At 68.1% G+C, this 14,126-nt stretch carries 12 protein-coding genes and 1 pseudogene; 7 read left to right on the top strand and 6 right to left on the bottom strand.

What is annotated here, in order from left to right:
• Positions 1-42 precede the first annotated feature (42 nt).
• Both AC5P5W_RS00375 and proC read left to right on the top strand, forming a co-directional pair.
• Entirely contained in the window at positions 43-720 is a 678-nt protein-coding gene (locus tag AC5P5W_RS00375) for a YggS family pyridoxal phosphate-dependent enzyme (protein ID WP_032958502.1), read from the top strand.
• Positions 721-738: 18 nt separating this feature from the next.
• Positions 739-1,560 (top strand): pyrroline-5-carboxylate reductase, encoded by an 822-nt coding sequence (gene proC, locus AC5P5W_RS00370; protein WP_197574244.1) that lies wholly within the window; start codon positions 739-741, stop codon positions 1,558-1,560.
• Between the two features lie 59 nt (positions 1,561-1,619).
• On the opposite strand, the gene AC5P5W_RS00365 is transcribed toward proC, so the two are convergent.
• A complete protein-coding gene (locus AC5P5W_RS00365; protein ID WP_197574243.1) occupies positions 1,620-2,495 on the bottom strand; it encodes a LysR substrate-binding domain-containing protein in 876 nt (291 codons plus the stop codon).
• Positions 2,496-2,566: 71 nt separating this feature from the next.
• Here AC5P5W_RS00365 and AC5P5W_RS00360 point away from each other — a divergent pair.
• Positions 2,567-3,196: pseudogene (locus tag AC5P5W_RS00360) on the top strand (short chain dehydrogenase); the annotation flags it as partial.
• A 72-nt stretch (positions 3,197-3,268) separates the two neighbouring features.
• On the opposite strand, the gene soxR reads toward AC5P5W_RS00360, so the two are convergent.
• Complete coding sequence (gene soxR / locus AC5P5W_RS00355; protein WP_021202603.1) at positions 3,269-3,703, bottom strand: redox-sensitive transcriptional activator SoxR; 435 nt, start codon at positions 3,701-3,703, stop codon at positions 3,269-3,271.
• A gap of 29 nt (positions 3,704-3,732) precedes the next feature.
• On the opposite strand from soxR, the gene AC5P5W_RS00350 reads away from it, so the two are divergent.
• Positions 3,733-5,154, top strand: coding sequence for an MFS transporter (locus tag AC5P5W_RS00350; protein ID WP_197574242.1), 1,422 nt, complete (start codon positions 3,733-3,735; stop codon positions 5,152-5,154).
• 87 nt (positions 5,155-5,241) lie between these two features.
• Here AC5P5W_RS00350 and AC5P5W_RS00345 read toward each other — a convergent pair whose 3' ends face one another.
• Both AC5P5W_RS00345 and AC5P5W_RS00340 read right to left on the bottom strand, forming a co-directional pair.
• Entirely contained in the window at positions 5,242-7,263 is a 2,022-nt protein-coding gene (locus AC5P5W_RS00345) for an alpha/beta hydrolase (RefSeq protein WP_197574241.1), read from the bottom strand.
• Positions 7,263-8,237 (bottom strand): Lnb N-terminal periplasmic domain-containing protein, encoded by a 975-nt coding sequence (locus tag AC5P5W_RS00340; RefSeq protein ID WP_014646210.1) that lies wholly within the window; start codon positions 8,235-8,237, stop codon positions 7,263-7,265. The genes AC5P5W_RS00345 and AC5P5W_RS00340 overlap by 1 nt, the downstream gene beginning before the upstream one ends.
• A 171-nt stretch (positions 8,238-8,408) precedes the next feature.
• On the opposite strand from AC5P5W_RS00340, the gene AC5P5W_RS00335 reads away from it, so the two are divergent.
• Complete coding sequence (locus tag AC5P5W_RS00335; RefSeq protein ID WP_014646209.1) at positions 8,409-8,813, top strand: GFA family protein; 405 nt, start codon at positions 8,409-8,411, stop codon at positions 8,811-8,813.
• 278 nt (positions 8,814-9,091) lie between these two features.
• Here the strand turns inward: AC5P5W_RS00335 and AC5P5W_RS00330 are convergent, their stop codons facing one another.
• Positions 9,092-10,609 carry an MFS transporter gene (locus tag AC5P5W_RS00330; RefSeq protein WP_014646208.1) on the bottom strand — a complete coding sequence of 506 codons (1,518 nt, stop codon included), beginning with the start codon at positions 10,607-10,609 and terminating at the stop codon, positions 9,092-9,094.
• Positions 10,610-10,715: 106 nt separating this feature from the next.
• On the opposite strand from AC5P5W_RS00330, the gene AC5P5W_RS00325 reads away from it, so the two are divergent.
• Positions 10,716-11,639 (top strand): LysR substrate-binding domain-containing protein, encoded by a 924-nt coding sequence (locus AC5P5W_RS00325; RefSeq protein WP_197574240.1) that lies wholly within the window; start codon positions 10,716-10,718, stop codon positions 11,637-11,639.
• A gap of 49 nt (positions 11,640-11,688) precedes the next feature.
• Here the strand turns inward: AC5P5W_RS00325 and AC5P5W_RS00320 are convergent, their stop codons facing one another.
• Positions 11,689-12,552 carry a DMT family transporter gene (locus AC5P5W_RS00320; RefSeq protein ID WP_032958514.1) on the bottom strand — a complete coding sequence of 288 codons (864 nt, stop codon included), beginning with the start codon at positions 12,550-12,552 and terminating at the stop codon, positions 11,689-11,691.
• A 133-nt stretch (positions 12,553-12,685) separates the two neighbouring features.
• Between AC5P5W_RS00320 and AC5P5W_RS00315 the strand changes: the two genes are divergently transcribed.
• Positions 12,686-14,065 carry an aminotransferase-like domain-containing protein gene (locus AC5P5W_RS00315; RefSeq protein ID WP_069117551.1) on the top strand — a complete coding sequence of 460 codons (1,380 nt, stop codon included), beginning with the start codon at positions 12,686-12,688 and terminating at the stop codon, positions 14,063-14,065.
• Positions 14,066-14,126 lie beyond the last annotated feature (61 nt).

The following is a 14,126-nucleotide window of genomic DNA, read 5'->3' as shown; positions in this document are numbered from 1 at the left end:
CCGGGCGGCAGTATAGCCTCCTGATTCAACGGAACGCGTTACGTGGCCACTCCCCTGCCCCAGATCCTGAGCAACCTGCATGCCGCCGCCGAGGCGGCCGGCCGGCCCGATCCGCGCCTGCTGGCCGTTTCCAAGACCCAACCGGCCGAGGCCGTGGCCGCGCTGGCCGCGCAGGGCCAGCAGGCCTTCGGCGAGAACTATGTGCAAGAAGCGCTGGCCAAGATGCAGGCGCTGCAGCACCTGGCGCTGGAGTGGCACCTGATCGGCCACCTGCAGTCGAACAAGGCCGAGGCCGTGGCCACCCACTTCGATTGGGTGCAGAGCGTGGACCGGCCCAAGCTGGTAACGGCGCTGGCGCGCCATCGCCCGGCAGCGCGTGGTCCGCTGAATGTGCTGATCCAGGTCAACATCGACGATGAATCCAGCAAGCACGGCTGTGCGCCGGAGGATGTCGAGGTGCTGGCCGCTGCGATTGCCGCCGAGCCCACCCTGCGCCTGCGTGGCCTGATGGCGATTCCCGCGCCATGGCCCGAGGCGGAACGCCGTCGGGATGCGTTCGTGCGCATGCGCACACTTTTCCAGTCGCTGGCCGCCCAGCACGCGCAGGTCGACACGCTGTCGATGGGCATGAGCAGCGACTACGCCGACGCCATCGCCGAGGGCGCCACTTTGGTGCGCATCGGCACCGCCCTGTTCGGCGCGCGTCCTCGCCCGGCCTGATCTTGCAAGGAGAGTTTCATGACAGCTGATTCCATCACCTTCATCGGCGGCGGCAACATGGCGCGCAGCCTGATCGCCGGCCTGATCCGCCAGGGCGTGCCCGTGGCACACATCCACGTGGCCGAACCGGTTGCAGCACTGCGCGAGTCGCTGGCCACGGATTTCGGCGTGCAGGTGCACGACAATGCCGCCGATGCCGCCGCACAGGGCCGCACCTGGCTGCTGGCGGTGAAGCCACAGGTGCTGCGCGAGGTCTGCCAGTCGCTGCAGGCACTGGCCCAGGCAAGCCGGCCACTGGTGGTGTCGATCGCCGCCGGCATCACCAGCGCGCAGCTGGAACGCTGGCTGGGTGGCAACCTGCCGGTGGTGCGTGCAATGCCCAACACGCCGGCCCTGCTCGGCGCCGGCGTGACCGGCCTGTATGCCACGCCGTCGGTGGATGCACAGCAGCGCTCGCAGGCCGAACAGGTATTGGCCAGTGCCGGCCGTACCGTGTGGATCGAGCGCGAGGCGCTGATGGATTCGGTCACTGCCGTGTCCGGCAGCGGGCCGGCCTACGTGTTCCTGCTGGCCGAAGCGATGGAAGCGGCGGGCATTGCCCAGGGCCTGCCGGCCGACGCCGCGCGCACGCTGGTGGTGCAGACCCTGCTGGGCGCCTCGCGCATGCTCGATGAAGCCGGCGAAAGCCCGGCCGAGCTTCGCCGCCGTGTGACCTCGCCGAACGGCACCACCCAGGCCGCGATCGAGAGCTTCCAGGCCGGAGGTTTCGAAGTGCTGGTGGACAACGCGCTGCGTGCTGCGCAGGTGCGCGGGCAGGAATTGTCTGCGGCGAATGATTGATCCCGATGTGTGCCGACCAACGGTCGGCACCTACCATCATCCACGCATGGCGTGGATGCTCATTGCCCCAACGTGGTCATGACGAAATCCACGAAGCACTGCAAGCGCGGGCGCGGGCGTCGATCGGGCAGGTAGATCAGGTGCATCGGTCGCGGTTCGGGCAGGTAGTCGCGCAGCAGCGGCTTCAGGCGCCCTGCTGCGATCTCCCCCGCCAACAGCGCGGTGGGCTGCAACACCAACCCGGCCCCGGCCACGGCGGCTTCGCGCAGCGCGAACCCGTCGTTGCAGGTCAGCCGCGCCTCCCAATCCACCTGTTCACCGTTGGCCAACTGCCAGCCATGGCCACCACGCCAGGCAAGATGGCTCAGGCAATCATGCCCCTGCAGGTCCGCCGGCGTGCGTGGCATGCCGCGCCTGCGCAGGTAAGACGGCGCCGCGCACAGGCTCATCGCATACGGCGGCAGCGGCCGCGCCACCACCTCCTGCGATGGCAACGGCCCGACCCGGATCGCCACGTCGAAGCCGTCCTCGATCAGGTCCACACGGCGGTTGCTCAGATCCAGTTCGATGTTCAACTGCGGCTGCGCGCGCAGCAGGCCGGCCAGCTGCGGCGCCAGCACGCAGCTGCCCCAGGTGGTCGGCGCACTGACCCGCAGCAGGCCACGCGGCTGTACCTGCAGACCGGCCACATCGGCCTCGGCCTGCTGCACCTGCTCCAGCACTTGCCGGCATCCGGCCAGATAGGCGCTGCCGGCTTCGGTCAGGCGCTGGCGGCGGGTGTTCCGTTGCAGCAGCGCGGTACCCAGATGCGCCTCCAGCTGCTGGATGTACTTGCCCACCATCACCGCCGAGACCTGCAGCTGTTCGGCGGCGCCGGCGAAGCTGCCACGCTCGGCCACGGCAACGAAGGCCTGCATGCATCGAAGGGTATCCATTACTAATCCTTAGTTAGGAATCTGCGAATCATACGCCGCTTACCTAACCCCATTGTGAGGGCGCAGACTGCGCTCACTCCCTTACGCAAGGAACGGCCATGAAGATCCTCCTCGTTGGTGCCAGCGGCACCCTCGGCCAGGCAGTCGCCCGCCAGCTCGGCCAACAGCATCAGATTCTCGCCGCCGGCCGCAGCAGCGGCGAACTGCGCGTGGACCTGACCGATGACGCCAGCGTCGCCGAACTGTTCGCACGTACCGGCCCGGTCGATGCGGTGATTTCCACCGCCGGCAAGCTGCACTTCGGCCCGCTGCAGCAGATGACGCCGGCGCAGTTCAACCTCGGCCTGCAGGACAAACTGCTGGGCCAGGTGAGGCTGGCACTGGCCGCGCAGCATCATCTCAACAGCGGCGGCTCGATCACCCTGACCAGCGGCATCGTCAGCGCACAACCGATCCGCGACGGCGTCAACGCCACCTCGGTGAATGCCGCACTGGAAGGCTTCGTGCGCGCAGCCGCACTGGAGCTGCTGCCGCGCGGCCTGCGCATCAACGTGGTCAGCCCGAACGTACTGATCGAATCGATGGCCGCCTACGGCCCCTACTTCCCGGGCTTCGAGGCGGTAAGCGCACAGCGCGCGGCACTGGCCTTCCAGCGCGCGGTGGAAGGCATCCAGAGCGGCGAGACGATCACGGTCTGGTAAGAAAAAGGGGACGGAGGGGATTAAGTCGCAAGTGCACAAACGACATAATCCCCTCCGTCCCCTTTTTGTCGCTCACTCCCAGCGCATCGGGCCGTCGCCGCGTTCGCCGAGGACGTCGCCGGGATTGGCCAGGCGGCAATGCTGCAGCGACAGGCAGCCACAACCGATGCAGCCGGTCAGTTCGTCGCGCAGCAGCTGCAGCATGTGGATGCGCTCTTCCAGCTCGGTGCGCCAGCGCGCGGACAGCCTGGCCCAATCCGCTTTGGTCGGTGCGCGTCCGTCAGGCAGGCTTTCGAAGGCACGGCCGACTGCTTCCAGCGGCATGCCCACCCGCTGCGCCACGCGGATCACCGCCAACCGGCGCAGCACGTCCCGGCTGTAACGACGTTGGTTGCCCGAGGTGCGCAGGCTGCTGATCAGCCCCTTGCGCTCGTAGAAATGCAGTGCGGAAACGGCCACGCCACTGCGCTGGGAGACCTCGCCAACGCTGAGTTCCTGGGATGCCATTGCTTGACCTCAACTACAGTTGAGGTGGCATGCTGCTACCTTCGCCGCCCGTTGACAAGCGCGGCCTGCACCTGACCCGTATGACCCCGCCCCTCTCTCCCGCCGACACCCACCTGCCGGCTGACAGCTCGATCCTGTCCGCGCGCTACCGCGCCACGACCATCGGCATGGTTGCGCTGGTCGCGCTGCACGCCTTCGAAGCACTGGCCGTCGCGGCCGCGATGCCCACCGTGGCCGAAGCACTCGATGGCCTGCGCCTGTACGCGCTGGCCTTTGGCGGCACCCTGGCCACCAGTGTGATCGGGATGACCCTGGCCGGGCGCTGGGCCGATCACCACGGCCCCGCGCGGCCACTCTGGTACGGCCTGGGCTGCTTCGTGCTGGGCCTGCTGCTGGCCGGCTTTGCGACGCGCATGGGCATGCTGGTGGCCGGACGCCTGATGCAGGGCCTGGGCGCGGGCGCGATTTCGGTCTCGCTCTACGTGATGGTCGGCCGCAGCTACCCCGAGCACCTGCGACCGAAGGTGTTCGCGGCGTTCTCCGCAGGCTGGGTGGTGCCCTCGATGGTCGGCCCGGCGTTGAGTGGCCTGATGGTGCAGCACCTGGGCTGGCGCTGGGTATTCCTGGCAGTGCCACTGCTGGCGATACCGGCCGCACTGCTGCTGCGCCCGGCACTGGCGCGCATGCAACCTCCGGTTGCGGTCTGCAACGATGGCGAACGCAGCAACGTGGTGCGCTGGGCCTCTGGCGCCTCACTGGCCGCACTACTGCTCTACGTCGGCGGCCAGCAACAGGGCATGGCCGCCCTGCTCTGCATCGGCGTGGCGATGCTGGCGCTGCTGTTCTGCGTGCATCGGCTGCTGCCGGCCGGAACCCTGATCCTGCGCCGCGGCCTGCCCAGCGTAATCGCGTTGCGCGGCATTGCTGCAGCGGCGTTCTTCGCCTGCGAGGCCTATCTGCCCCTGCTGCTGCAGCGCGAACGCGGGCTCTCGCCCAGCTGGGCAGGCGCCGTGCTCAGCCTCGGTGCGCTGGGCTGGTTCGCCGGTTCATGGCTGCAGGGCCACCAGCAGCGCGGCTGGTCACGCCAGCAGCTGCTGCGCGTTGGCACGGTGATGATGACGTTCGGCATCGCCGCAACGCTGTCGGTGCTGTTCAACCCGATGCCGCTGCCGGTCGCGCTGGTCGGCTGGGCCGTGACCGGCTTCGGCATGGGCATGATCTACGCCAGCCTGTCGGTGTTGACCCTGTCGCTGTCAGCACCGCATGAGCAGGGTGCCAATACCTCGGCGCTGCAGCTGAGCGAGGCGTTGTCGGTGACCACCGCGCTGGCCGTGTCCGGCGCGTTGTTCGCCATGTTCGTGGAAAGCGCGCCGCACACCGGCTACCTGCTTTGCCTGGCCATCACCTTCGGTCTGGCGGTGCTGGCCGCAGTGATCGCGCGGCGGGTGTAGCGCCGCCGGATTCCGGTAGTGCCGGCCGCTGGCCGGCAACCTCCGCGCACGCGGGAATCCGATGATGGCGACGGCCAGAGGCCGGCATTACCGTGTACCGGTCCCGACGTCATCGATATCCCGATGCAGGATGCGGCGCACTTCCAGCACGGCCTGCGGGGTCTCCTGCACGCTGTGGCCGGAAATGATCACCTTCTCCGACAGCGCGCCCGGCAGATGCGCGCTCCAGTACGGCACCAGCCCGTCATCGGACTTCTCCACCGGCAGCTCCGGCTTGCGCTGGGCGATGATCGAGTGGTACTTCAGGCCCGCTTCGATCGGCAGCTGTGCGGCGGCCTTCACGAACGGATCGCTGGCCTTGAGGTTGTCGATGCTGTTGGGAATCTTCGGCTTGGCGGTGCCGTCGACCTGCTGCTCGGCCTGTGCCAGCGCCATGAACACGTCCTCGAACTTGCCGAGAATGGTCAGCGGCAGGCGTACCAGGCGCCCGATCAGCCGCCCGACCTTGTTGCCTGCGATATCCGTGCCCTGGTGCGGCGCGGCGATGAAGATCGCGCGTTCCACGTTCGGCTGCGCCTTGAAATGCAGCAGTGGCCCCAGCTTGGCCTGCACGCGCTTCAGCCGCTCGCCCTTCAGGTCATAGTTGGCCAGCAGGTCATCCCACAGCACATCACCCGAGTCGCTCACCAACAGCCGCGCGAGCACGCCGCCCATGCTGTGGCCGATATAGACCATGTCCTTCGATGCGCGTGTGCTGCCGTTGGGGTCGAAGTGCTTGAGCGTGTCATTGAACGCGTTGGCGATCTCGTAGCGGTTCAGCGCGATCGGTGCATTGGTCGGGTAGTAGACCTGCCACACCTGGAACTGCTGGCGCAGCTCGGGGTCGCCCATGATCTCGTTGGCCAGGTTCACCCAGGCTTCCGGGCTGCTGGCCAGGCCGTGCAGCATGAAGATGATGCGGCGGTTCGGGTCCCACGGCTGCATCAGGTAGATGTGCGGTTCGCCGATGCCCTCACTCATGCCGAACAGGGTGCGCAGTGACTGCCGGGCGAAGCCACTCTGCGCCAGCCACAGGCCGTAGGCAGCGGTGAAATTGCCGGCCAGCGGCACCTGTTCGCCGTGCAGGGTGATGCGTTCGGTGGCCTCCGGCGAATAGGCGTCCAGTTCAACCCGGCGCGTACGCATCACGTCTTCCAGGCTGCTGCCTTCGAAACGCAGCAGCGCGGTGACGTTGATCGAGGACATCTCGCTGAATTCCGGCACCGAATCGTCATGCCGATGGCGGCGGCCACGGCGCTCGTCGTCGGCATCATCCGCCGCTGTTTCCGCCTTCGGCCCATCGCCCGCGATCACCGGCGCGACCAGCTTGGGCGGGTCCATCACCATCACCAGCTCGGCACCGAAGCCATCGCGGCGATAGGTGCTGCGCAGGCCGACGAAGCTGACCGTGCCGGCCGGCACCAGCTGCGCCGGAATGCTCTTCAGGTTCAACTGCTGGTAGTTGGAGGCCAGCGACCAGCTGCCGACCGAGATCGGCTTCGTATAGTCCTCGCCGGCCAGTGCCGCTGCACGCGCGCGCACGAACAGCACCACCGCCGCCTTCTCGGCGGCGTAGTTGTAGTAGTCGCGCACCTGCGTCTGCCGGTCCTCGAAGGCGCGGTCGGACGGCGAGCGGCCGCTGTAGAACAGGTAGGCATAGGCATAGCGCGCGGCTTCCAGCCAGGCATCCAGCGCCGCATCGCTCATCGGCGGATCGCCGGCGGCGGTCTTCTTCGGCGTCAGCGCCAGCGCGGCCTTCACCCACAGTTCGGACAACGCCGACAGCCGCTGCTCGACGTTGAGGTCATCGGTCATCAACAACGTGCTGCGGCAGACCAGGAAGTCCTTCTCGCACTGCGACTCATCCAGGCCCGCCGCGCTGAGCGTCTCGCGCGCGGCCGGGCTGAGCTTGCCGGTGTTGAGCACATCGGCGCGCTTGTTCACCAGCGAATCGCTGGACTTCACCTGCTTGACAGTCACCATCGCGCAGCCGCTGCTGCCCAGCAGCAGGAAGGCGGCGAACAACACCGGCAGCGCGCGCCGCCAGCGGATCAGGAAGAGTCGGGTCATTACTGCGGGTCCTGCTCGGTGCCGGGCACGCCCTGGCGGATCACGGTGGAGAAGTGGTCGCCGCTGCCCAGGTCCAGCGCACGCTGGGTGATGCGGCCCTTGTCATGCAGTTCGGCATAAGGCACGCCCGGCGTGAGCGCGCCGACCTCCTGTGCGTATTCGGCCAGGTAGCCGGACAGCAGCAGGCGGTAGTCCAGCGGCAGGCGCGGCGCGATGTGGCGGGCCAGATCGAAGACGATGGTGGTGCAGTTGCTGGTGAGCGTGTTGTAGAAGCCCGGCTTCGCATCCAGTTCGCGCGCCTGCGCGATGTACGCGGCGAACAGTTGCTTCAGTTGCGCCTGGTCCATGCCGTGCAGGCGGTACAGGTAGACATCCTCGCCACGCGCGTTGGTGCGGGTGCGGATGATGTCGGTCTCCTCCGCGGCCACCAGGGTCATCTCGAATTTGCGGAAGAAGCCGCCCAGCGCCGAGAACGATTCGCCGCGTTCCTTGCGGATCTCCAGCGAGAACACCACGTGGCGCCCATCCTCGAAACCGAACGAGATCAGGGTGTGGGCGATCGCCGGGCCCATCCAGTACGACAGCACCAGATCGGCCGAGCGGAGTTGGTCCAGGTCGTACGCGCGGCGCACCCAGTGCGCGTCGTAGTCGGTCTCGCTGCGCCAAGTGAAATCACGCACGTTGTCGAGCACCACGTGGCGCCCGTCGAAGGACACCACGTGCAGGCGCTGGGCCACGTCATCGGCCCAGACGCGGTCCTGGCGCGGGGTGAGCAGCAGCCACCACAGGCCGGCTAGCGCCAGCGACGCGCCGAACGCCATGCCCAGGCGACGATGGCCACGGCCACGCGCGACCTGCCACGACGCCCACAGCGCAACCAGCAGCCACAGCACCGCAATGCCATTGGCCAGCCAGCCCGGCCCCGGCATCTGATAGGCCAGCAGCCCGGTCACCCACAACGCTGCCAGCGCCATGGCACTTCCTGTCATCCAACGTCCTGCGGCTCTCACTGGCATCCTGTCGCGGTCCCGAAGCCGCATAGTTAGCCACAAGCGGGTTCACCGTGGCATCTACGGCCCGTTCAGGGACCGCGGCGCACCGTCTGCGGCGGTCCATGCGGCCAGGTTCACCTCACAGGAGCAACGATGGGCATCACTTCCGTGGCCGGCGTTCCGGTCCAACCCCAGCACCGCGCCACCTGCCACTGCGGCACGGTCGAGCTGTTGCTGGACCTCCCGGACGGCATCGTCGACCCGCGCCGCTGCGACTGCTCGATGTGCCGGCGCCGGGGTGCCATCGCCGCCAGCGTCCCCCGCCAGGGCCTGCAGGTGGTGCGCGGGCAGCATCACCTGCAGAAGTACCAGTTCAACACCCATGTGGCCGAGCACTACTTCTGCGGGGTGTGCGGCATCTACACCCATCACCGGCGCCGCTCCAACCCCGACCAGTACGGCTACAACGTGGCCTGCCTGGAGGGCATCGACCCGTTCGCGCTTGGGGTGATCCCGGTCAGCGACGGGGTCAACCACCCATCAGACCGCACCGGCTAGTGGCGCGTGCGCCGCGGTGGCGTGGCCACCTTCTGCCAGGGCGCCATGCCGCTGCGCCCGGCCCGCGCCGGGCGTTTCAGCCAGGGCCGGCGTGACGGTGACTGTGGCGCGTCCTCGACCGGGGGAGGAAGGGGTCGACGGCTGGGCCAGAGATGGTCGAGCAGCCACATGGCGGGTCTCCGTGGGGGACGGGGACGATCAACACTAGGCCCGGGTGGGCATAGGCGGCGTGAGCGGGACACGACAGCGGGATGACGGCGGAGGCGGCGATGAGCCTGCTACACCATGTCCCCGACCAAGGCACCTGTGCGTTTCCGCAGCAACAGGCGCAACACGGCGGCACAGGCGGCGGTCAGCAGCGCCAGTACACGCAGCAGTGTCGCCAGCGCCTCACTACTGGCGTGCTGCAGCTGCATGCGGCTCATCGTCGGTAGCAGTGCCTGCGCCTGTTCCCGCGCCCCCGTGGCCAGATAGGCACCGGCACGCACCAGCGGTGCCGGCGACGCGCCCTGCAGCTGATGGCCGATCAGCAGCGCAAGCAAGGCAGTGACTGCGGCCAACGCGATGCCTTCGCCGGCCACCCGCACGGTTCCGAATATGCCTGCGGCCATGCCGGCACGTTGCACCGGTACCACGCTCACCGACAGTCCATCCATCAGCCCCCACGGCAAAGCCGTGCCTGCGCCGACCAGCATCAGCAGCGGCACCCACTGCAAGGGCGACGGGTGCGACGCCTGCCGCGACAACAGGTACAGGCCGGCGGCACACACCAGCAGACCCAGCGTGCACAACCGCGCACTTCCCACGCGCTCCGCCCAACGCGCGGCCAGCATCGGCAGGACCAGCATCGGCGCGGACAGCGCCAGCATCTGCAGTCCCACCAGCGTCGCGCTCTGGCCATGCACGCCCAGCAGTTGCAGAGGTAACGCGACCAGCAGCACCACGTAGCCGAAGCAGGTCGCCACCGGCAGCAGCTGGACACCGAGGAACGCCGGTTGTGAGAACAGTGAGAGGTCCAGCAACGGTGAGGGGTGCCGCCGTTCGATGAAGACGAACACCCCGCCCAACAGCAGCGTCACCAGCAGCGCCAGCCGCACGCGCGCGGCATGCAGGCCGAACTCGCCCAGCCACAGTAGCGCCAGGGTCAACGTCGCCAGCGTCAGGCTGAAACTCAGCATGCCGCCGATATCCAGTGGTCGGCGCTCGCCATGACTTTCAGGCAACGCGCGTGCCCCCAGGCCGAAGGCCACCAACGTGAGCACACCGCCCGCGGCGAACACGCTGCGCCATCCCAATGTCTGCAGCAGCAGGCCCGCGAGCAAGGGCCCCAACGCCAGCCCCATGCCGAACGTGGTGCCCAGCAGGGCGAAGACACGGGCACGCGCCGGCCCCTGCCAGGCCTGTGCCAGCAGCGCCGTGCCGGATGCCAGCGCCGCCGCCGCGGCAACGCCCTGCAACCCGCGCGCCAGATCCAGCCATAGCAGCGTGCGAGCAAGGCAGACGGCGGCGGTGGCGGTGGTGAAGCCCGCCGTGCCCAGCAGGAACAGCCGCCGACGGCCATATCGATCGGCCAAGCCGCCCGCAGCGAGCAACAGACTGCCGAAGGTGAGCATGAAGGCGTTGGTCACCCAGGCCAGCGCGGTGGGCGATGCCGCCGCGGAACGGGCCAGCGCCGGCACCGCGACTGCACCGGCAGAGAAGGACAACGGCAACGCCAGCGCGGCCAGGCAGACCGCAAGCAGCGCCCAGCGCTGCTGCGCGCGGACAGGTACAGGGAGCATCGAATCCGGGGCCATGCGGGCCTCCATCCATCAGGGGCATTGATGATGGACAGGCCGCTATTCCAGAAAAACAGGCTCGGTGGATGTTGATTGCGGCCAGATGTTCCGCAATCATCCAAGCATGGACTCCATCTCCGCCCTGCTCGCCTTCGTCCGCACCGCGGAGTCAGGCAGCATTGTCGGTGCCGCCCGCGTACTCGGCCTGTCAGCCTCGGCCGTCGGCAAGCGCATCGCCCGGCTTGAACAGGAACTCGGCACGCGCCTGTTCCAGCGCACCACCCGCCGCGTGCATCTCACCGACGAAGGCGAACTGCTGCTGCAACGCTGCCGGCGTGCGCTGGATGAGCTTTCCGAAGCACAGGCGGACCTGGCGCAGCGACAGCACGCCCCCAGCGGGCTGCTGCGCATCGGCCTGCCCACCATCGGCTACCGCTTCCTGCTGCCGGTGCTGCCCGGCTTCCAGCAACGCTATCCGCAGGTGCAGCTGGAACTGGACTTCAACGACCGCATCGTCGATGTGGTCAGCGAAGGCCTGGATGCGGTGATACGCAGTGGCGAACTGGCTGATTCCAGCCTGACCGCACGGCGGCTGGGGGGTTTTCGTTTCATCCTCTGTGCGGCGCCGGGCTATCTGCAGATGCATGGAACGCCCGGCGATGTGGGCGACCTGCGCATACATACCGCGCTGCGCTTCCGTTACCCCACCACCGGAAAGCTGCATGCGTGGCAGCTGCCCGGCATCGAAGGCGACGCCGGGGCGCGCCTTTCCACGGCGATGACCTGCAACAACATGGAAGCCGTGCTGGCCGCTGCGATCGGATGCATGGGCCTGGCCTGGATGCCTGACTTCCTCGCAGCTGACGCGCTGGCCGATGGCCGCCTGCAACAGGTGCTGCCCACACTGCCCACGCACCAGGGGCAGTTCTCGCTGCTGTGGCCCGGCGGGCGCCATCCCAGTGCACGCCTGCGGGTGTTCATCGACTATGCCGTTGCGCACCTTTTCCGCAGCCCCCCGGAAAAGGGGACGGAGGGGATTAAGTCGTAATTGGTCCTGCTGTGCCTGAAACGACTTAATCCCCTCCGTCCCCTTTTTCCTAGCGGCTGAAGCGGCGCGCGCCGGCGACGCAGATCACCGCGACCAGAGTCACCAGCACCATGCTGAGGCTGACCGACTCGTGCAGCAGCAGCGCGGCCAGGGCCAGGCCGAAGAACGGCTGCAGCAGCTGCAGCTGGCCGACGGCAGCGATGCCGCCCTGGGCCAGCCCGCGGTACCAGAACAGGAAGCCGATCAGCATGCTGAACACTGCCACGTAGCCCAGTGCCCACCACGCCGAGGCACCGACCGCGGTGAACGAGGCCGGGCGCATCAGCACCGTCAGCGGCAGCATCACCGGCAACGCCAGCAGCAGTGCCCAGCTGATCACCTGCCAGCCGCCCAGATGACGGGCGAGCCGACCACCTTCCGCGTAGCCCAGCCCGCACACCACGATCGCCGCCAGCATCAGCAGGTCGGCCTGCAACGAGGCTTCGATTCCGTTGCGCGCGGCATAGCCGACCACGCAGGCACTGCCCAGCAACGAGAACAGCCAGAACGCCGGGCGCGGCCGATCGCCACCGCGCAGCACGCCGAACACCGCTGTACTCAACGGCAGCAGGCCAAGGAACACGATGGTGTGCGCCGACGACGCGTGACGCAGCGCGAGCGCGGTCAGCAGCGGGAAGCCGACCACAACGCCGAGGCTGACCACCACCAGCCCCGGCAGGTCGCCGCGCCGCGGCCATGGCTGGCGCAGCAGAAGCAGCAGCCCCAGACCGAGCACCGCGGCGATGGTGGCGCGTGCGGCGGTGACGAACCCGGCATCCAGCTGCAGCACCGCCAGGCGGGTGGCCGGCAATGAGCCGGCGAAGATCACCACACCGATGAAGCCATTGATCCAACCACTCGCCGACCGTTCCACGCCTGTACTCCTGAAGGTGCCGGACGATGCCCGGCTGCACCTGTATGGAAGCATCCGGCGCGGAACGACCCCAGCTACAATCCAGTACAGCCGCAAGTAACTGTACTGCCCACACTTCCACTACGGTTCCACCATGCCGCGCCCGCTCACCCGCATCGAATCGGTCATCCAGACCGTCCGCACCCGCATCAGTGCACGGGTGGACGGCCCCGGCTCCCGCCTGCCTTCGGTACGTGCGCAGGCGGCGACCATGGGGGTTTCAGTCTCCACCGTGGTCGAGGCCTACGAGCGCCTGGCGGCCGAAGGCCTGATCAGTGCGCGCGCAGGCTCGGGCTTCTACGTCAGTGGCCCGGCCGCACCGCTGGCGCTGGCTGAAATGGAGCCGCGGCTGGATCGCGCGGTGGATCCGCTGTGGGTGTCACGGCAATCGCTGGAAACGCCCGCGGGCGATCTCAAGCCAGGGTGCGGCTGGATGCCCAGTGACTGGCTGTATCACGATGGCGTGCGCCGCGGCCTGCGCCGGCTGGCGCGTGCCGATGCCATGCAACTGGTGGACTACGCCGGTCCGCTAGGGCTGCCCGCGTTGCGCCAGCTGCTGCAAAGGCGCAGCGCCACGCTTGGCATCGATGCACCGATGGAGCAGATCCTGCTGACCGAATCCGGTACGCACGCGGTCGATCTGCTCTGCCGTTTCCTGCTCAAGCCCGGCGACTGCGTGCTGGTCGATGACCCGAGCTACTTCAATTACCACGCGCTGCTCAAGGCGCACCAGGTGCAGGCCATCGGCGTGCCGTACACGCACAGCGGCCCGGACCTGGAGGCGTTCGCGCAAGCCCTGCAGGCGCATTCGCCGCGGCTGTACATCACCAATTCCGGCCTGCACAACCCGACCGGCGCGGTGCTTTCGGCCAACACCGCGCACCGCCTGCTGGGCCTGGCCGAACGCAGCGAGTTGATCATCGTCGAGGACGACATCTTCGCCGACTTCGAACTGCAGCCGGCACCGCGGCTGGCCGCGCTCGATGGACTGTCACGGGTGATCCACGTCGGCAGTTTCTCCAAGACGCTGTCGGCAGCGTCGCGCTGCGGCTACATCGCTGCGCGCCACGACTGGATAGAAGCACTGACCGACCTGAAGCTGGCGACCAGCTTTGGCGGCGGCCATCTGGCCGCGCAGTTGATGCACATCGCGCTGACCGATAGCGGTTACCGCCGCCACATGCAGTCGATACGTTCGCGCCTGGCCGATGCACGCCGGCACACATTGCGGAAACTGCAGGCGCTGGGCATCACGCCATGGCTGCAGCCGGAAGCCGGACTGTTCCTGTGGTGCCAGCTGCCCGACGGCCGCGACGCCGCCGCACTGGCGCGGCAATGCCTGCGCGAGGGCATCGTGCTGGCGCCGGGCAACGCGTTCAGCCAGTCGCAGCGCGCGGCCGACTATCTGCGCTTCAACGTCTCGCAGTGCCAGGACCCGAGGATCTGGCAGGTGCTGGCGCGGGCGTTGCGCTGAGCTGGATGCAAGCCGGTCAGCGCAGGCAGGAGCGACCCGCGGCAAAGGCACTTGCATGCCA

The sequence above is a fragment of the Stenotrophomonas sp. YJH_SMC_123 genome, assembly GCF_059368215.1.
Note: the sequence above shows the minus strand (reverse complement) of the source record. Positions and strands in the feature narration are given on the sequence as shown.